The organism is Streptomyces sp. NPDC028711 (assembly GCF_055565415.1).
Window position 1 is genome coordinate 295,877 of record NZ_JBVHUJ010000003.1, and the last position, 19,101, is coordinate 314,977.

10 protein-coding genes are annotated in these 19,101 nt (G+C 72.4%); 5 read left to right on the forward strand and 5 right to left on the reverse strand.

Going from position 1 to position 19,101, the window contains the following annotated elements; genetic code table 11:
- The first annotated feature begins 17 nt into the window (after positions 1-17).
- Together ACZ4VK_RS12465 and ACZ4VK_RS12470 are read left to right on the forward strand one after the other, a co-directional pair.
- Entirely contained in the window at positions 18-1,769 is a 1,752-nt protein-coding gene (locus ACZ4VK_RS12465) for a glycoside hydrolase family 35 protein (RefSeq protein WP_468351305.1), read from the forward strand.
- A gap of 247 nt (positions 1,770-2,016) precedes the next feature.
- Positions 2,017-3,048, forward strand: a complete 1,032-nt coding sequence (locus tag ACZ4VK_RS12470) for a terpene synthase family protein (protein WP_468351307.1) — start codon at positions 2,017-2,019, stop codon at positions 3,046-3,048.
- A gap of 53 nt (positions 3,049-3,101) precedes the next feature.
- Here the strand turns inward: ACZ4VK_RS12470 and ACZ4VK_RS12475 are convergent, their stop codons facing one another.
- From ACZ4VK_RS12475 to ACZ4VK_RS12495, 5 genes are read right to left on the reverse strand one after another with little or no spacing between them, the layout of a single operon-like run.
- A complete protein-coding gene (locus tag ACZ4VK_RS12475) occupies positions 3,102-4,538 on the reverse strand; it encodes a cytochrome P450 (RefSeq protein ID WP_468351309.1) in 1,437 nt (478 codons plus the stop codon).
- Entirely contained in the window at positions 4,535-5,158 is a 624-nt protein-coding gene (locus ACZ4VK_RS12480; protein WP_468351311.1) for a GTP-binding protein, read from the reverse strand. Before ACZ4VK_RS12480 ends, ACZ4VK_RS12475 begins: the two co-directional genes overlap by 4 nt.
- On the reverse strand, positions 5,139-5,495 hold the full coding sequence (locus ACZ4VK_RS12485) for a DUF742 domain-containing protein (protein WP_468351312.1): 357 nt from the start codon (positions 5,493-5,495) through the stop codon (positions 5,139-5,141). Before ACZ4VK_RS12485 ends, ACZ4VK_RS12480 begins: the two co-directional genes overlap by 20 nt.
- Positions 5,492-5,899, reverse strand: a complete 408-nt coding sequence (locus tag ACZ4VK_RS12490; RefSeq protein ID WP_468351314.1) for a roadblock/LC7 domain-containing protein — start codon at positions 5,897-5,899, stop codon at positions 5,492-5,494. The genes ACZ4VK_RS12485 and ACZ4VK_RS12490 overlap by 4 nt, the downstream gene beginning before the upstream one ends.
- Position 5,900: 1 nt before the next feature.
- A complete protein-coding gene (locus tag ACZ4VK_RS12495; RefSeq protein ID WP_468351316.1) occupies positions 5,901-7,427 on the reverse strand; it encodes a sensor histidine kinase in 1,527 nt (508 codons plus the stop codon).
- Positions 7,428-8,134: 707 nt separating this feature from the next.
- Here ACZ4VK_RS12495 and ACZ4VK_RS12500 point away from each other — a divergent pair.
- The 3 genes from ACZ4VK_RS12500 (at position 8,135) to ACZ4VK_RS12510 (ending at position 18,903) form a co-directional block, all read left to right on the forward strand.
- Positions 8,135-8,734, forward strand: coding sequence for an RNA polymerase sigma factor (locus tag ACZ4VK_RS12500; protein WP_389679628.1), 600 nt, complete (start codon positions 8,135-8,137; stop codon positions 8,732-8,734).
- Positions 8,731-9,093, forward strand: a complete 363-nt coding sequence (locus ACZ4VK_RS12505) for a hypothetical protein (protein WP_468351318.1) — start codon at positions 8,731-8,733, stop codon at positions 9,091-9,093. Before ACZ4VK_RS12500 ends, ACZ4VK_RS12505 begins: the two co-directional genes overlap by 4 nt.
- Before the next feature lie 276 nt (positions 9,094-9,369).
- Positions 9,370-18,903, forward strand: a complete 9,534-nt coding sequence (locus tag ACZ4VK_RS12510) for a type I polyketide synthase (RefSeq protein WP_468351320.1) — start codon at positions 9,370-9,372, stop codon at positions 18,901-18,903.
- Positions 18,904-19,101 lie beyond the last annotated feature (198 nt).

Genomic DNA, 19,101 nt, shown 5'->3' on the forward strand with positions numbered 1-19,101 from the left:
ACAGGAGCAAGCAGCGCATGCCCGTTCTCCAGACCGACACGGCCGGATTCCTGCTCGACGGCCGGCCCTTCCGGTTCCTGTCCGGCGGGCTGCACTACTTCCGGGTCCACCCCGAGCAGTGGCAGGACCGGCTCCGCAAGGCCCGGCTCATGGGACTCAACACCGTCGAGACGTACGTCCCCTGGAACCTCCACCAGCCGCGACCCGACCGGTTCGTCCTCGACGGCGGGCTCGACCTCCCCCGCTTCCTCGAACTCGCCGCCGCCGAGGGGCTGCACGTCCTCCTGCGCCCCGGTCCGTACATCTGCGCCGAGTGGGAGGGCGGCGGGCTGCCCTCGTGGCTCCTCGCCGAGCCGGACATACGGCTGCGCTCCCGCGACCCCCGGTTCCTGGCGGCGGTGGACGACTTCTTCCACCGCCTGCTCACCCCGCTCCAGCCGTACCTCGCCTCGCGGGGCGGCCCGGTCCTCGCCGTGCAGGTGGAGAACGAGTACGGGGCCTACGGCGACGACACCGCCTATATGGAGCACATCGCCGACTCACTGCGCGCCTGCGGGGTCGACGTCCCCCTGTTCACCTGCGACCAGCCCGTCGACCTGGAGCGGGGCGCCCTGCCCGGCGTCCTCGCCACCGCCAACTTCGGCAGCCGCTCGGCCCACCACCTGGCCGCCCTGCGCGCCCAGCGGCCCGAGGGGCCGCTGATGACCACGGAGTTCTGGATCGGCTGGTTCGACCGCTGGGGCGCCCGGCACGTGGTCCGCGATCCCGAAGACGCCGCCCGCGAGCTCGACGAGGCCCTCGCCGCCGGCGCCTCGGTCAACCTCTACATGTTCCACGGCGGCACCAACTTCGGCTTCACCAACGGCGCCAACGACAAGCACACCTACCGGCCCACCGTCACCTCCTACGACTACGACTCGCCGCTCGACGAGGCCGGGGACCCGACGGAGAAGTACACCGCCTTCCGTGACGTCATCGCCAAGTACGCACCCGTGCCGGACGGCCCCGTCCCGGCCCCCGGTCCCAAACTGGGCGTCCCCGCCGTCGAGTTGACGGAGAGTGCCGCGCTGCTGCCGAGCGCGGCCGTGCTCGCGCCGGGGATCGACTCCCGGCGGCCGCTGACCATGGAGGAGCTGGAGCAGGACTTCGGCTTCGTCCTCTACGAGACCGCCCTGCCCGTGCGCGGCCCCGCCCTGCTCGAGATCGAGCACGTCCGCGACCGCGCCCAGGTCTTCGTCGACGGGCAGCCGGTGGGCGTCCTGGAGCGCGAGAACCACGAGCACTCCCTGGCCTTCACGGTCCCCCGGGCCGGCAGTGTGCTGTCGATCCTGGTGGAGAACCAGGGCCGGGTGAACTACGGCCAGGGCATCCACGACCGCAAGGGACTGCTCGGCGCGGTCCTCCTCGACGGCGTCGAGCCGGTGGCCTGGACGAACCGTCCGCTGCCGCTCGCCTCACCGGAGGACATCCCCTTCGCGGCCACCACGACGACTCCCGTGGGCCCGGCCTTCCACCGGGGCGCCTTCGAGCTGACCGAGGCGGCCGACACGTACCTGCACCTCGACGGCTGGACCAAGGGCAACGCCTGGGTGAACGGGTTCCCGCTCGGCCGGTACTGGTCCCGCGGCCCGCAGCAGTCGCTGTACGTCCCCGCTCCCGTCCTGCGCGCCGGCACGAACGAGATCGTCGTCCTGGAGCTCCACGCCGGCCCCCGGGCCCGTACGGTCGCCTTCCGCGAGACGCCCGATCTGGGCCCCACCGAGGAGTAGCGGCGCGCGAGAGGAGACCGGAGGCCGATGCCGGGGGCATGGGCGGGATTGCCGTACTTCCCCGGTGGGCAGGTTTGGAGAGCCGCAGGGCGGGCATCGTCCGGCCTCGGGGCAGCGACGGCTGTCACCTCGTCCGGGAGCACCCACAGCACAACTCGCCCTTGCGGCTTGCGGTTTGAGCCGGAGAGGCCACTCGCATGGTGGTCCGCACACGATGCGGACCGAGCAGAGAAGGAGGTCGGTCCCCATGACCGTGCGTGCCGTCGAGCTGCCCCGGCTGTGGATGCCCTATCCGCTGCGGGTGAACCCCTGGCTTTCGGCCCTGCACGAGGAGAGCGAGGCCTGGGCGCGCGCGATGGGCATGCTGGACGACCACGGGGGGCCCTCGGCCGGCCGGGCGATCTGGACCCGGTCCGCGTTCCGCGACATGACCGTCGACCAGCTCACCGCCTGGACTCTGCCCGACGCCTCGCTCGACGACCTCCGGCTCAACCACCGGTTCAACATCTGGGCCCTCGCGTGGGACGACTACTTCGCCGCCGCCTTCAAGCAGACCGGTGACCTCTCGGGAGCGGTGGCCTTCACCGCCCGGCTGCACGCCTTTCTGCGACCGGAGCACGGCGCCCGGCTCCCGGAGCCGACGAATGCCGTCGAGAGGGGAATCGCGGATCTGCAGCACGATCTCTTCCCTCCGCGACTCGCGCACTGGCGGCATGAATTCAACCGGGCCCTCGCGAGATACATCGACGCGGGAGTCGAGGAACTGGCCAACAGCCGCAGCGGCCGCATTCCCCACCTGATCGACTACGCCCCTTTCCGACGGGAGAGTTTCGCGGCCTATACCGCGCCCTATTCCGTAGAACTGGCGACCGGCGCGCGAATACCCGAGCAGATTCGGCACAGCAGGACCGTCCGGGCGCTGCTCGACGCCTTCATGGACTTCATGGGACTGGCGAACGACATCGCCTCCTACGAAAGGGAAGTGCATGAGGAACACGACGTCAACAACCTGGTTCTCGTCGTCGGAACCTCGCTGGGCATCACCCTGCACGGGGCCGTGCCCGCCGCCCTGCATCTCGTGAACGCCCGGCTGCGTGACTTCGAGCACCTCCGCCAGAGCGAACTGCCGCAGCTCGTCCGGCGGTCCGGGCTCGACCGCGACGAGCGGGCCGAGCTGGAGACCTGGCTCCAGGGAGCCTGCGGATTCCTCTCCGGACTCCACGCCTGGTACACCGGGGCCCCCCGCTACGCCTCCGCGGACCTCTCCCTCCAGGAGTAGCGGCATGGGCCGGGGCGCCGACGGAACTCGTCGACGCCCCGGCCGCTGCGGGCCTACCGCCCTCGCAGGAAACGCGCGACGCGCGCCCACCACGAGGGGCGGGGCTCGGTCCGCCGGGCCGTGTCGGAGACGGGCACGGGCCGTGGGGCCGGCGTCGCCTCGCTCCGGGCGGGCGGCGCCGGAAGCGGGGCGAGGGAGTCGAAGCCCTGGGGAGCGCGGGGGCCGAAGGCCACGGGCAGCGCCGTGAGATGCCGGGCCCACGTGGAGGAGCGCCAGCTGAGGCTCTCCTCCGGGACGGACAGGTCGATGTCGGGCAGCCGGGTGAGCAGGATGTCGATGCCGGTGTCGGCGATGATGCGGCCGATGTCCTGGCCGGGGCACTCGTGCGTACCGGCGCTGAAGGACAGATGGGCGCGGTTGTGGTGCACGGATTCGCCGTCCGGGCGGATCGTCTTGTCGACGTTCCCTGCGGCGAGGCCCAGGAGGAGCATGTCCCCCGCCTTGATCTGCTGTCCCCCGAGGGTGGTGTCCCCGTTGGCCCAGCGGCCCGGGCACACCATCAGCGGCGGCTCGTCCCAGAGGACCTGTTCCACGGCCTCGGGCACGGTCATCTGGCCGCCCGCGAGCGAACCGCGGAACCGGGGGTCGGTGACGACCATGCGCAGGACGTTGGACATCAGGTTGGCGGTCGTCTCGTAGCCGGCGAGCAGGATGAGCCGGAGGTGGTGCTGGACCTCCTCGTCCGTGAGTCCCGCCGGGTGGGCCAGCAGGGCGGAGGCGATGTCGTGCCCCGGTTCGGCCGCCTTGGCGACGACGAGCTTCCTGAGGCTCTCAAGGACATAGGCGTTGCTGGCGAGCGACGTCTCGGTGGCCTTGAAGAGGTCACGGGCGGCGTGGACGAGTTCCGGGCTGTCCTCGTCCGTCATCCCGAGCAGATGGATGAGGACGAGCATGGGCAGGTGCTCGGTGAACCGGCTGACCAGTTCGACCTCGCCGTCCTCGCAGAACCCGTCGATCAGCTGGTGGGAGAAGCGGGTGATGAGGCGGCGCAGTCCCCGGTGGTCGAACTGGCCGAGGCCGGCGGTGACCGCGCCGCGCAGTCGCTGGTGCTCCTCGCCGTCCGCGCAGACGCAGTCGGGACGCCAGCCGATCATCGGAACCAGCGGGGAGGTCTCGGGGTCGATCTCCCCGCTCGTCCAGCCGTGCCAGACGCGGGGGTCGCGGGAGAACTGGGTCGGGCGGCTGGCCACGTCCCGGTTCTCCAGGTACCCCAGGACGAGCCAGGCGCGTACGTCGCCGTCGAGCAGCACGGGCGCCACAGGGCCGTGGGCGGCGCGCAGCTCCTCGTACAGGCCCATGGGGTCCGTCGACGCGGCGGGGCCGTAGAGCCGGGTGGCCCCGCCGGGTCCCGTGGCGATGTGGGCCGGGCAGCCCGGGGGCGGGATCGGCCCCGGTGTCGCGGTGGCGTGCTCGGCGGGTGGGACGGTCATGCGTTCTCCTGGGCGGCGGCGAGGGTGCACAGGTAGGTCATCAGCTCGAGCAGGGCGTCGCGGCAGGACGCCCGGTCCCGTGCGTCACAGGTGACGATGGGCACGGAGTCGCTGAGGGCCAGCGCGGTGCGCAGATCTGGCAGGGGGTACTGCGGAGCCTCCGGGAAGGCGTTGACGGCCACGACGAAGGGGACACGGCGGTCCTCCAGGCGGGTGATGACCTCGAAGCAGACTTCGACCCTGCGGGTGTCGACGAGGACCACGGCACCGAGCGCCCCCTCGAAGATGCCGTTCCACAGGAACCAGAAGCGCTCCTGTCCGGGGGTGCCGAACAGATAGAGGATCAGCTCCTCGTTGATGCTGATCCGGCCGAAGTCCATCGCGACGGTCGTCGTGTTCTTGCCCGAGGCGCCGGGGTTGTCGTCGATCCCGACGCCCGCCTGGGTCATGGTCTCCTCGGTGGTCAGGGGCGGGATCTCGCTCACCGCCCCGACCATGGTCGTCTTGCCGACCCCGAAGCCGCCGACGACCACCACCTTGACGCCCCTGGCGCCGTGAGGCAGCAGCACGTCGGTGTCGTGCCGGGTGATGTCGAGTACGTCAGAGCTTGCGTAGTCCATGGATCACCGCCTCCAGCAGGCCGCGTTCGGGATAGGCCGCCACCGGCACGGGAGCGATGGCCTCGACCCGCTCCTCGTCGACGAGCTGGGACAGCAGCACGGTGACGACGCTGAACGGAAGACTGAGGTACGCGGAGAGCTCGGCCACCGACAGCGGGTAGGTGCACATGGTGAGGATGGCCGCGGGCTCGGGCTGCATTTCGGCCTCGGGTTCGGACCTCGTCGCGATGAGGGTGACCAGGTTGAAGGACTTGGCCACGGGTCCCTGATCACCGGTGATGACGTAGAGCGGGACGGGAGTGTTCTCACTCCAGTTGTCCTGGTTCTCCGATGTCACATCGCCTGCCCGACGTCCAAACGGGGAGGACTGGTGATGTGCTGGCCGATCCGGACCACCAGTGTCCGCATCCGGTTGCCGAGGAGTCCCGCGTCCACCTCCGCGTCGGCGAGGACCGCGAGATAGGCCCCGGGGCCGGCCGCCATCAGACAGAAGTAGCCGCCGTCGGCCTCGATCCCGACCATGCGGGTCGATCCGTCCCCGTCCGGGAACCTCTGCGCGATGGCCCTGGCCAGGCTCTGGATGCCGGAGCAGGCGGCCGCGATCGCGTCGGCGGTGTCGGGCGCCGTGTTCGCCTGCCCGATGCACAGGCCGTCCGCCGACAGGACGACCACGTGTCGCACGTACGGGACGCTGCTCACGATGTCCGTGAGCATCCAGTCCATGTTGGGCAGTGGCTGCATGTTACTCGTCCTCATCTGACGGCTCGTCGGGGGAAGGGTGGGGCTCGGCGTCCGGACTCCTGGTGCCGTTGAACGCCTCCCACATCAGGCCCGGCGGGCGGGAGTCGCCCCGTGAGGCGGTCGTCGCGGCGGGAGGCGTGGGGGTCGTCGTGACGACCGGTGTCGGAACGGGCGACTCACGTCGCCGCTGCGGGAGTGCGGGCGAATCGCGTCGGCGCTGCGGGAGGCCGTTGGCGGTCGTCGGGACCTCGGCGGGTGTGGGTGCGGGGACGGTGGCGGCCGCCGGTGCCGGCCGCGGCACGACCGGGCCGCCCGGCGGACGCCTCATGAGGTGCGGGGGGAGCTTCATGGTGGACGGCGGCATGGTGGTGATCAGGTCCCGGGGGACGAGGACCACGGCCCGGACTCCGCCGTAGGCGGACGTGCGCAGGTCGACCTCGCACTTGTGCTCGCGGGCGAGCCGGCTGACGACGGGCAGGCCGAGCTGGGTCACCTCGCCGAGGCCCGCGAGGTTGACGTACCTCCGCGACTGCGCCATGACGCGTTCGACGCGCGCCCGGACCTCTTCGGTGAGTCCGACCCCGCGGTCCTCGATCTCGATCGCGATGCCGGAGGGCACCTCGCTCGCGGTCACCACCACCGGGGCGTGCGGCGGCGAGAACGTCGTCGCGTTGTCGAGGAGTTCGGCGAGCAGATGCATCAGCGGTTCGGCTCCGGGGCCGACCACGGCCACCGACGCCACCGAGTGCAGCTTCACGCGGGGGAAGTCCACGATGCGTGACATGGCTCCGCGCAGGACGTCGTAGAGCGGAATCGGCTTCCGCCACTGGCGGCCCGGCCGGGCGTCGCCGAGGACCGCGATGTTGGCGGCGAGGCGGCCGATCAGGGCGTTCCGGTGGTCGACGCCCTGCAGACCGCGGGAGACCACGAGGTCGTTGCCGTGCTGGATCTGCATGGCGTGGAGGTCCTTGGCGAGCTGGTGCACGATCGCCTGCATCCTGCGGGCGATCGCCACGAGGGCCCGCTGGGAGGCGTCCCGGGTGTTCTCCTCCGCCTCCACGGCTTCCAGGAGCGTCCGCAGGGCGCCCTTGAGCGCGGCGGCGAAGTCGTCGTCGATGTGCTCCCCGAAGCTGACCGCGCGCAGGATCTCGCCGGAGGGGTCGCCCCTGCGCAGCCGTGCCACGGTCGCGGGGAGGAGCTCCTCGGCGAGCCAGACGGTGGCGGTCCGCTGGTCTTCCAGACGCGTGAGCAGCGCGGCCTCGCGCTGCGCGTGGTGCTTCTCCGCCTCGGCGACCACCCGCGCGTGGCGGACCGCTTCCGCAGCCCGCAGCCGGCGCGCGGTCGCGACGGAGGTGATGACCGTCAGGACGACCGCGGCGACTCCGCACCAGGCGACCGGCGCCCGTATCCCCGCCGGACAGAAGAACAGCGCTATCGCGGACGCCAGGGCCAGAACTCCTGGCGGGAGAAGCCATTCCCGGGCGACCGCAGCCGGCCGGGATCTGGAAATCGAACCTGCACGAACCATCAAGGGGTCCCTAAACACTCTGGAATGAGCGGACTGGAAGGGTGCGGTGCGCCGAAGGGAACGGATCGGCCGGATTTCACCCGGGCACGTGCGCGTGTTCCCGATGAGGCCCCGACGGGTCGCTTCGAGATCGTGCCGATGATCGCTCCCCTTAACGGCCACGCTCCGTTCCGCGCACACCACAGCGTCCATGACTCGCTGTGAGCGCGGCGCAACACATCGGGGAGCATAGTCAGTTCGGGTTCGCCATGTGACTTTGCTGGAAGGACAGCCTCCAGCGGTCATTCCGGCCCCATAAAACGACCAATCACCGAACCGAAGGCGCAATGAACCGATCACAAGCGGGCGCCACTCGCCGCCCTGCCCTCGCCGCCCGACCTGACACACCCGGGGACCGACGCACCCTCCCGGCGTCACGGCCCGGCAGGGCCGGCGGCCCGTCTCCGTGCCCCCGCGCGAGCGGGGCCGTGCGCGGTCCGGAAAAAAGTCGGGCCGGAGCCGAATCCTTTCCGGACCTCGCCGTCTCTTATCCGTGTACCGGCTGAACGGGCCGGTGGAACCAGGAGGAAACGCACATGTTGGTCACCACCCTCGTCGTCGTCGGCGTCCTGCTCGTGGGCGCGTGCAGCTGGCACCTGATGCGGCGCTACAAGAGCCGTAGCTGACCGGCGCCTGCGCGCGGGGCGCCCTACGGGTATGAGTAGCACATGAACCAACGTTTCCCCTGGCCGGACGAGCGGCTCATCAAGGCCGCTCAGGACGGCGACGTCACTTCGCTCACGACCGTCGTCATGGAATCGCAGCCTCATGTGCGCAAGTTCGCCATCTCGCTGTGCGCCTCGCCGCAGGACGCGGAGGACGCGGCGCAGGAGGCGCTGATCATCCTCTACCGGAAGATCGGCACCCTGCGGGCCACCGGCGCGCTTGCCTCATGGATGTTCCGGATCGTGCGCAACGAATGCCTCCGGCAGGTCCGGCTGCTCGTCTCGCGGAGCGACGAGGCGTCGGCCGGACCGGAGGCTTCCGCGGAGCCGTCCGCCGAGGAGGCGGTGCTGCACCGGCTGGAGGTGGAGCGGATCGCCGCCGCGGTCAGCGCTCTTCCCCGTGACCAGCGGCAGGTCCTGATCATGCGGGACGTACAAGGCCTGCCGGGCAGGACCGTGGCGAGTTCGCTCGGTCTGAGCACCGCCGCGATGAAGTCGCGGCTGCACAGAGCACGCGCGTCACTGCGTCAGTCCCTCGCGGTGACCGACCCCATACCGGATCAAGCCATCGACCCACCAGTCGAAGGAGACTCGCGACCGTGAACACCGTGAACATCGTGAAGCCCGCACAGGACGTGAAGGACCCGGCCGCCACTCGGGCCCCCGACATGAACTTCGCCAGCAAGTCCGTCCCGCGCCATCTGGCGCGCGGCGCCATCGGCTTCGGGCTCATCATCGGCTCGATCGCCATGGTGCCCGTCGCCGGCCCGGCCACCCTGCTCGCGGCCCCGCTGGCCCTGATCGCCTTCCGGGGCTGCCCCACCTGCTGGATGGTCGGCCTGGCGCAGACCATCTCGCGCGGGCGCCTGGAGCGCCAGTGCGTGGACGGCGTCTGCACCCTCACCAAGGCGGACCCGGCCGCGAAGGGCGCGACGGGCGACACCCCGGCCGCTTCCCGGTGACCCGGTCACGGCCCGTCCGCTGAACTCGTGAAAGCGGCGGGCCGGCCGTTGTCAACCGCTTTTCCGCGTGTCGACGGTGTTTCCGTTGGTTGGCGAGAAGGTGACGAGAGACGCCCTCCCCCGATTACCCGGGCGTATTGATTTCGTTAACCAACTCACAGCCATGGCCATTGGTTTACGGAGAGCCGACTCGGTGCTAGGGTCCGAATCGAATGTGGCTGGGCCGCCGAGTCGGCTGCGCCGTTGATTGTGCTTCACGGGGGGAGCAACAACACCATGATCCGCCATGCCCGGAATCAGGCTGCAGGCACGCCGCCGGACAGTGACGACCGGACCGTTGCCGTCGTCGGACTTTCCTGCCGATTTCCCGGCGGGGCAAGCCCCGCCGAATTCTGGGATCTCCTCAGGAACGGCCGCGACGCGATAGCACAGCCACCCGCTGATCGCGCGCATCTCGGCGCATTAGGCGACGGGTCGTCGCGCCCCGGTGGTTTTCTGCCCCGGGTCGACACCTTCGACGCCGAGTTCTTCGGAATATCCCCGCGTGAAGCCGCCGCGATGGATCCGCAGCAGCGGCTCGTGCTCGAGCTCGCCTGGGAGGCGCTCGAGGACGCCGGCATCGTCCCGGCCGCGCTCGCCGACACCGACACCGGTGTCTTCGTCGGCGCGATCGCCGACGACTACGCGACCCTCACCCACGCGGCCGGCCCCGGCGCGACCTCCGCGCACACGGTGACCGGCCTGCACCGCGGCATCATCGCCAACCGGGTCTCGTACGTCCTGGGCCTGCGGGGCCCCAGCATGGTGGTCGACACCGCGCAGTCATCGTCCCTCGTCGCGGTGCATCTGGCCTGCGAGAGCCTGCGGCGCGGCGAGTCCACCGTGGCCCTGGCCGGCGGCGTCAACCTCAATCTGGCACCGGAGAGCACCGAGGCCCTCGCGGCCTTCGGCAGCCTCTCGCCCGACGGCCGATGTCACACGCTCGACGCCCGGGCGAACGGCTACGTGCGGGGCGAGGGCGGCGGCGTGGTCGCGCTGAAACTGCTCAGCCGGGCCGTGGCCGACGGGGACCGCATCCACTGCCTGCTGCACGGTGGCGCCATCGGCAGCGACGGTGCGAGCGACACCCTTCCCACGCCGAGCGGAAGGGCCCAGGAACGTGTCATACGTGACGCCTGGGAAAACGCGCGAATACCGCTGGAACAAGCACAGTACGTAGAAATACACGGATCGGGCACCCGGGTCGGCGACCCCATTGAAGCATCGGCTCTGGGCTCTGTTTTCGCCTCGTCCCGCACTCCGGATAATCCGCTCAGGCTCGGCTCCGTCAAGACGAACATCGGCCATCTCGAAGGGGCCGCGGGCATAGCGGGGCTCGTCAAGACCATTCTCTGTCTCAAAGAGCGAGAACTCGTTCCCACGCTCAACTACCGCACCCCCCATCCGCAGATACCTTTCGCCGATCTGCGGATCGCCGCCGTCACCGGGACCGGACAGTGGCCGAATCCCGATGGGCCGCTCGTCGCGGGTGTGACATCGGTCGGAATGGGCGGAACCAACTGTCATCTGGTGCTCGGAGAGTGGTCGGGCGAGGCCGCCTCGACCGTAGAGAACAAGCCAGAACAGTCAAAGGACGCGGACGCGCCGAAGGGATACGGTTCCATTCCCTGGGTGCTGTCCGGACGCGGGGAGAAGGCGCTGCGCGCCCAGGCGGCACGGCTGCGCGACCACCTCGCCGCCCACCAGGATCTCGACGCCGTCGAGGTCGCCCGGACCCTCGCCCACGCCCGCACCGCCTTCACCCACCGGGCCGTCCTGGTCGGCGCCGGCCGCGAGGACCTGCTGACCGCCCTGGACGCCGTCGCCGACGCCCGGGTCACCCCGGCCGCGGTCGAGGGAACCAGCCGGGCGACCGTCCGCGAGGCCGTGTTCGTCTTCCCCGGCCAGGGCTCGCAGTGGGCCGGCATGGCCGCCGATCTCCTGGACAGCGCCCCCGTCTTCGCCCAGGTCGTCGAGGAGTGCGAGCGCGCCCTGCGGCCGTACCGCGACTGGTCGCTCACCGATGTGCTGCGCGGCCGCCCCGGCGCGCCGGCCCTCGACCGCGACGACGTCGTGCAACCCGCCCTGTGGGCCGTGATGGTCGGCCTCGCCGCGCTGTGGCGGGCGGCGGGTGTCGAACCGGCCGCCGTCGTCGGCCACTCGCAGGGCGAGATCGCCGCCGCCACCGTGAGCGGCGCCCTCACCGTGGACGACGCGGCCCGGCTGATCGCCGTGCGCAGCACCGCCCTCGGCGCGCTCGCCGGGCGCGGAGGCGGCATGCTCACCGTGTCGCTGCCCGCCGACCGGGTGCGCGAGGACCTCGCCGCCCACCCGCAGCTCAGCGTCGCGGCCGTCAACTCCCCCGGCATGACCGTGGTGGCCGGTGACGGGGCCGCCCTGGACGCGCTGGCCGCGCACTACGGCGAGAGCGACGTCCGCACCCGGCGCGTCCCGGTCGCCTACGCCTCGCACAGCCCGCACGTCGACGCCGTACGCGACACGCTGCCGGCCGACCTCGCCGGGATCGCACCGCGCACCGGAAGCGTGCCGCTGCACTCCACCGTGACCGCCGGGGCCCTTGACGGCTCCGAGCTCGACGTCGACTACTGGTACCGCAACCTGCGGGAACCCGTGCGGTTCGAGCCCACCGTGCGGGCGCTCCTCGACGCGGGACACGAGCTGTTCATCGAGATGAGCCCGCACCCGGTGCTCTCGCTCGCCGTCCAGCAGACGGCGGAGGCCGCGGACCTGCCGGTCGCCGCGCTCGGCACGCTGCGCCGCGAGGAGGGCGGCACGCAGCGGCTGCTGCTCGCGTTCGGCGAGGCGTTCTGCCACGGCGCGGAGGTGGACTGGTCCGCCGTCCTGCCCGCCGGCACCGCCCGCGCCGAGCTCCCGACGTACGCCTTCCAGCGGCGCCGCCACTGGATCTCCGCACAGCCCGGCACGGCCCGCGCCCTGCCGTCGCCGACCACCGCGCAGGCAGCACCGGCCCCCGAGCCGTGGCAGGACACCGCGGACGGCCACGAGTCCGAGCCGGACCGCTCGCTGACCGGCCCCGCCGCGCTGGAACTCGTACGGGCGCACACCGCCGCCGTCCTCGGGTACGAGTCCGCCGCCGAGATCGAGCCGCGGCGCACGTTCAAGGAGCTGGGCATCGACTCGGCGATGGTCGTCGAGCTGCGCAACCGGCTCGTCACCGCCACCGGGCGCAGGCTCCCCACCACGGTCGTGTACGACCACCCCAGCCCCGCCCGGCTTGCCGCGCTGCTCGCCGACGCGCCGCACGACGCGGCGGCCCCCGAGGCCCGTACCGATCAGGACGACCCCGTCGTGATCGTCGGCATCGGCTGCCGCTTCCCCGGCGGGGTGGACTCGCCCGAGGCGCTGTGGCGGGTCGTCGCCGAGCGGCGCGACGTGATCTCGGGCTTCCCGGCGGATCGGGGCTGGGACCTCGACGGCCTCTACCACCCGGACCCCGCGCACGTGGGGACCACGTACGTACGCAACGGTGGCTTCCTCGACGGTGCCGCCGACTTCGACGCCGAGCTGTTCGGGATCTCGCCGCGCGAGGCGCTGGCGATGGACCCGCAGCAGCGCGCCTTCCTCGAAGTGTGCTGGGAGGCCCTGGAGCGGGCGGGCATCGCCCCCGACTCCCTGCGCGGCACTCAGGCGGGCGTCTTCGCCGGTGTCATGGCCCAGGAGTACGGCCCCCGTCTCGGTGAGGCGGGCGTGGGGGCCGCCGGGTTCGGTCTGACGGGGACGACATCGAGCGTGGCGTCCGGACGTGTCGCCTACACGCTCGGACTGCAGGGGCCTGCGCTGACGGTGGACACGGCGTGCTCGTCCTCGCTCGTCGCCCTGCACCTGGCCGTACGCGCTGTCCGGTCCGGCGAGTGCTCGCTGGCCCTCGCGGGCGGTGTGACCGTGATGTCGACGCCCGGGATCTTCGTGGAGTTCTCGCGTCAGCGGGGGCTCGCGGCGGACGGCCGCTGCAAGTCGTTCTCGGCGGACGCCGACGGCACCGCATGGGCCGAAGGCGTGGGCGTGCTCGTGGTCGAGCGGCTCTCGGACGCCCGACGGCTCGGACACGAGGTCCTCGCCGTGGTGGCCGGTACGGCCGTGAACCAGGACGGGGCCTCCAACGGACTCACCGCACCCAGCGGCCCGGCACAGGAGCGGGTGATCCGCGCCGCCGTCCAGGACGCCGGAGTGACCTTCGCCGGAATCGACGCGGTCGAAGCACACGGCACCGGAACCGTCCTCGGCGACCCCATCGAGGCCCAGGCCCTGCTCGCGACCTACGGCAAGGAGCGTGACGGCCGGCCGCTGTACCTCGGCTCGCTGAAGTCCAACCTCGGACACGCACAGGCGGCCGCCGGAGTCGGCGGCATCATCAAGATGGTCATGGCACTGCGCCACGGCGAACTCCCCGCCTCCCTGAACGTGAGCAAGCCCAGCGAGCTCGTCGACTGGGACACCGGCGGCGTCGAAGTACTCACCGAACCCCGCCCCTGGCCCGCCACCGAGGACAAGGTCCGCCGGGCCGGAGTCTCCTCCTTCGGCATCAGCGGAACCAACGCCCACGTCGTCCTCGCCGAAGCACCGGCCGACGACGAGACGGCACAGGAGCCCGGTGACGACCACTCCGCACCGTTCTGGGTGCTGTCCGGCCGTACCGAACCGGCGCTGCGCGCGCAGGCCGCCGCACTGGTCGACGCACTGGACGCCCACGAGGACCTGTCGACGCGTGATCTGGGGCGCGCCCTGGCCACCACCCGTACCGCCCTCGACCACCGCGCGGCCGTCACCGCCGAGGACCGGGCCGAGGCCGTCGCGGCGCTTGCCGCGCTCGGTCGCGGCGAGGCGCACTCCGCGCTGGCCCTCGGCACGGCACGCCCCGACGACGGTCTCGCTTACCTCTTCACCGGGCAGGGCAGCCAACGAGTCGGCATGGGCGCCGAGTTGTACGCGGCGGAGCCGGTCTTCGCCGCGGCGCTCGACGCGGTGTGCGCCGAGCTCGACGCCTGCCGCGGCTCCGTGCCGGGTACGCCGCCGATCCGCGACGTGATGTTCCACGACGCCGAGGCACTCGACCGGACCGAGAACACCCAGGGGGCCCTCTTCGCCCTCCAGGTCGCGCTGTTCCGGCTGCTCGAACACCGGGGCCTGGCGCCGGACGCCGTACTCGGCCACTCCATCGGCGAGTTCGCCGCCGCCCATGTCGCCGGGATCCTCACCCTGCCCGACGCCTGCGCCCTGGTCACCGCGCGCGGCCGGCTCATGCAGGCCCTGCCTGCCGGCGGGGCGATGATGGCCGTACAGGCGTCGTACGACGAGGTCCGGGCGCTCCTCGACGGCCGCGAGCACGAGGTGAGCATCGCCGCCGTCAACGGCCCCACGGCCGTCGTCGTCTCCGGCGACGTCGAGGCCGTCGAGCAGGTCGCCGCCACGTTCGCCGCCACCGGCCGCAAGACGCGCCGGCTCGTCGTCAGTCACGCCTTCCACTCCCACCGCATGGACGGGATGCTCGACGCGTTCGCCGCCGTCACGGCGGGGATCCGCTACGCGGAGCCGCGCATCACCATGGTGTCCACCGTCACCGGTCAGCCCGTCGAGGTCACCGCCGACTACTGGGTCCGGCAGGTGCGCCGCGAAGTACGGATGTCCGACGGTCTCGCCGCACTCCACGACCTCGGGATGCGGACGTTCGTCGAACTCGGCCCCGACGGTGTGCTGTCGGCGCTGGGCCAGAGCTGTCTGGACGACGACGCGCTCGCTTTCGTCCCCGTGCTGCGCCGTGGCCGGTCCGAGCTCCGGACCCTGGCCGGCGCGCTCGGCACGCTGCACGTCCGCGGCCGGAGCCCGGAGTGGCACGCCGTGTTCGGCCCGGGCCGGACGCCCGGCCTGCCCACGTACGCCTTCCAGCGGGAGCGCTACTGGCTGACCGCGCACGGCGCGGAGGGACCGGCCGGCCATCCGCTGCTCAGCTCCGCCGTGGAGCTCGCCGAATCCGGGCAGACCGCGCTGACGGCCCGGCTCGGCCGCCGTACCCACCCGTGGCTCGCCGACCACGCCGTCCTCGGCTCGGTCCTGCTGCCCGGCACCGCCTTCCTCGAACTCGCCGCCCACGCGGGAGCACGGACGGGTACGCCCCGTGTCGCCGAACTCACCCTGGTCGCCCCGCTGGTGATCCCCGAGGAGGGCCGCAGCGAGGTGCAGGTCGTCGTGGCCGCGCCCGGCGACGACGGTCAGCGGACGCTGACCGTGCACGCCCGCACCGAGTCGCCGGACGGCGCCGCCGAGCCGTGGACCCTCCACGCCACCGGTACCCTCTCGCCGCACGCCGGGGCGCCCGCGAGCGCGGCGGGCCGGAACGTCGCGGCGGCCGAGCCGCTGCCCGTCGAGGGCTGTTACGACGGACTGGCCACGGCCGGATACGCCTACGGCCCCGCCTTCCAGGGCCTGCGCGCCGCGTGGCGGGACGGCACGGACCTGCTCGCCGACGTCGCCCTGCCGACGACCGTCACCGACGCCGGCTCCTACGGGCTGCACCCGGCGCTGCTCGACGCGGCCCTGCACCCGATCGTCCTGGCCGCCCTCGAGGACGGCGACCGCAGGCTGCTGCCCTTCTCGTGGCGCGGGGTGACCGTCCACAAGGCCGGGGCGCGTGCCGCCCGGGTCCTGATCACCACCGCCGGTCCCGACGCGGTGTCGCTGACGCTCGTCGACGAGTCCCAGGCGGTGATCGCCGAGGTCGAGGAGCTGCTCCTGCGGCCGGTGAGCGAGAACGTGGCCGTTCCCCGGTCGCTCCACCGCCTGGACTGGCGGCCGGCCACGGCGGACGGGGCGACGTCCCCGTCGGCCGCCGTGCTCGGCTCCGCCGACCTGGGCGTCGGCCCGCGGTACGCCGACCTCGCGGACCTCGGCCGGGCCCTCGACACGGGGGTTCCCGCCCCCGCGGTGGTCTTCGCACCGCTCGCGGACCTGGCGGGTCTCGTGGACCTCGCGGACCGGGCGGACCTCGCGGGCCATGCCGGCCCGGCGGGTCTCGGGGGCCATGGGGACCCCGTACGCCTCGAAGACGGCCCGGCGGCCGCTGCCCGGCCCGCCGTGCACCGTGCGCTCGCGCTGCTCCAGGCCTGGCTGGCCGACGAACGGCTCGCCGACTCCCGGCTCGTGCTCGTCACCAGGGCCGCTGTGGCCACGGCGCCCGATGCCGACGTGGACCCCGACGGCGCGGCCGTCTGGGGTCTGGCACGCTCGGCGCAGACCGAGAACCCGGGCCGTGTCGCGCTCCTCGACGTGGACTCCGCGGCCGACTGCCGTACCGCACTGCCGCTGATCGACGCGGAACCGCAGCTCGCCGTACGGGACGGAGCCCCGCTGGTGCCCCGGCTCGGCCGGGCCACGGCCGGCGGCGCCCTGGTTCCCCCCGCGGGGGCGGCCGCCTGGCGGCTCGCCGTGCGCGAGCGCGGGACCCTGGACAAGCTGCTGCTCGAACCCTGCCCGGAGTCCGTCGCCCCGCTGGGCGACGGCGAGGTACGCATCGCGGTACGCGCCGCCGGCGTCAACTTCCGGGACGTCCTGAACACCCTCGGTCTCTACCCCGGCGACCCCGGTCTCCTCGGCCTCGAAGGAGCCGGTGTGGTCACCGAGGTCGGGCCGGGAGTCACCGGTCTCGCCGTCGGCGACCCGGTCATGGGCCTGTTCTCCGGCGCGTTCGGCCCGGTGACCGTCGCCGACCACCGGCGGGTCGCCGTCATGCCCGCCGGCTGGACGTACGCCCAGGCCGCGTCCGCACCCATCGTGTTCCTGACCGCCTACCACGCCCTGGTCGACCTCGCCGGCCTTGCCTCGGGCGAGCGCGTCCTGATCCACGCCGCCGCGGGCGGTGTCGGTATGGCCGCCGTCCAGCTGGCCCGGCACCTGGGAGCGGAGGTCTACGGCACGGCGGGCCCCGGCAAGTGGGACGCCCTGCGTGACCTCGGCCTTGCCGGGGCGAACCTGGCGTCGTCGCGCACCCTGGACTTCGAGGCCGCGTTCGGCGCGGCCACCGGGGGCCGGGGCATGGACGTCGTACTGAACTCCCTCGCCGGTGAGTTCGTGGACGCCTCGCTGAGGCTGCTGCCGAACGGTGGCCGCTTCGTGGAGATGGGCAAGACGGATCTGCGCGACCCGGAGCTGATCGCGGCCGTCCACCCGGGCGTGGACTACCGCTTCTTCGACCTGCTCCAGGAACCGACCGAGCGGATCCACGCACTCCTCACCGACGTCCTGCGGTTGCTGTCGTCGGGGGCGCTCACCCCGCTGCCGATCAGCACGTGGGACGTCCGCCGGGCACCGGAGGCGTTCCGTCACGTCAGCCAGGCGCGGCACATCGGCAAGGTCGTCCTCACCCTGCCCCCGTCCCTCGACCCGGACGGCACGGTCCTCGTCACCGGCGCCACCGGGGCCCTCGGCGGACTCGTCGCCCGGCATCTGGTCACCGAGCACGGCGCTCGCCGGCTGCTCCTCGTCAGCCGTCGCGGCCCGGACGCCCCGGGCGCCGGGGAACTCGCCGCCGAGCTCACCGAGCTGGGCGCCGAGGTCGTCGTCGCCGCCTGCGACACCGCCGACCGCGAGGCACTCGCGCAGCTCCTCACCGGCGTACGGCTCACCGCCGTCGTCCATGCCGCGGGTGTGCTCGACGACGGCGTGATCACCGCGCTCACCCCCGAGCGCCTCGACACGGTGCTCGCGGCCAAGGCGACCGCGGCCCGTCATCTGCACGAGCTGACCGTGGACCAGGACCTCGCGGCCTTCGTCCTCTTCTCCTCCGTCATGGGCGTCATCGGTGGCGCCGGCCAGGGCAACTACGCCGCGGCCAACGCCTACCTGGACGCCCTCGCCCAGCACCGCACGGCACGGAGTCTGCCCGCGCTCTCCCTCGCCTGGGGCATGTGGGCGGACACGGCGGGCGGGCCGGGCGCCGCCGGCATGGCGGGCACGCTGTCCGAAGCCGACCGGGGACGCATCGCCAGGACCGGACTCGCCCCCATCGACCGGACGGAGGGCCTGGCCCTGCTCGACGCGGCACTCCGCATGGACACCGCCGCGCTCGTGCCCGCGCCCCTCGACCGGGCCGCGCTCGGCGCGCTGGGTGCACAGCTCCCCGCAGTGCTGCGGGACCTGGCACCCGCCGCGCCGCGACCGGCTCAGACACCGGCGACGACCGCCGCGTCCGCGACGACCGGGACCCTGCGCGACCGGCTCGCCGGGCTGAGCCGGGCCGAGCAAGAGGAACTGCTGCTCGATCTCGTACGGGTGGAGACCGCCGCCGTGCTCGGCCGGTCCTCCGCGGCCGGGGTTCCCGCCGACCGCTCCTTCAAGGACCTGGGCTGCGACTCGCTCACCCTCGTCGAACTGCGCAACAGGCTGCAGACCGGCGCCGGCCTGCGGCTGCCCGCGACCTTCCTCTTCAACTACCCGACACCTCTGGCGGTCGTGGCCCACCTCCACGCCGAACTCGCCCCGACGGAACCGGAATCCACCGGCTCCACCGCCCCCGGGGCCGTACCCGGCCTGGTCGAACTCGACCAGCTGGAAGCGGCGCTCGACGGGCTGCCGGACGACACCCAGGACGACATCAGGGCCGAGATCGTCCAACGGCTCCAGGCACTGGTGATCCGCGTACCGGCCCAGCGGTCCCCGGCCGACGACAACGATCTGACCGCGCGGGTCCAGTCCGCGTCGGTAGACGAACTCCTCGCGTTCATCGACTCCGAACTCTGACACCCCTCCGCACAGCGCGGACCTCCTCCACCCTGCTCACCCTGTCCGCCGCGCGCGGCGTGCTCCGGCACGTCGCACGGGCAGCCACGCCCGGACCGCGCGCACACGGCAGCAGAGACGCACAGGCATACGCACACGCACAGCTTCACGACGCCTACGGGGGCATCATCGCCATGACAACACCGGACAACGACAAAC